Below are 615 nucleotides of genomic sequence, written 5' to 3'. Positions count from 1 at the left end.
GGTCGCGATCCGGACAGGTCCGACTGCGCTGGCGATCGCGGTGGCGTCGACGACGACGCCGGTGCCGGCCGGGACGAACGGGCTGCGCACCACCGGCAGGTCCAACAACATGGGGGCGGCGTCGTGCGTCCCGGCACCAAGGAGTGCGGCGTTGTATGTGGTGCCGATCTTCAGCTTCCTGAGCGCGGCCCATGACTGCGGGTCCAGGATGATGTGGGATGGCTTGGAGCGGTTCGCCTCAAGTGTCGCGACCAGGTCCACCAGGTTGTCGAGACTGTCGGCGACTTCGGTGCCGTCGATGACATCGGCGGCGTGCAGTAGCCCGATCAGCGGGTCGGTGTTCTCGCCGAGGAAACTGGCGTCGGCCTTGGCGATCAGGTCGGTTGCTACCGAGTTCGCGATCGCGGCCGCGGTCTGCTCTTGGTTCCACTGCTCCGAGGACAGGTTGACCAGCCGGTAGAGCTTCTTGGTTTTGATCTCGACTTCGTCCAAGCCGGGCGGGTTTTCGGTCCCGGCGGTGTCCTCGTCGACGTACTCGGCGTCGAGCTGGTCGACGACGTAGGCGACGTGCAGGCTCGGCTCGTCGCCTTCGATGTCGCCGGACACCATCGTGCA

The 615-nt window shown here is 66.2% G+C and carries 1 protein-coding gene; it reads right to left on the bottom strand.

All coding sequences use genetic code 11. The annotated features are described in order from the left end of the window. Positions 1-615 (bottom strand): phage major capsid protein (locus BST11_RS26880; RefSeq protein ID WP_083141176.1); only part of this gene is annotated, 615 nt, incomplete at both ends.

This window comes from Mycobacterium alsense, from assembly GCF_002086635.1.
Lineage (GTDB): Bacteria > Actinomycetota > Actinomycetes > Mycobacteriales > Mycobacteriaceae > Mycobacterium > Mycobacterium alsense.
Note: the sequence above shows the minus strand (reverse complement) of the source record. Positions and strands in the feature narration are given on the sequence as shown.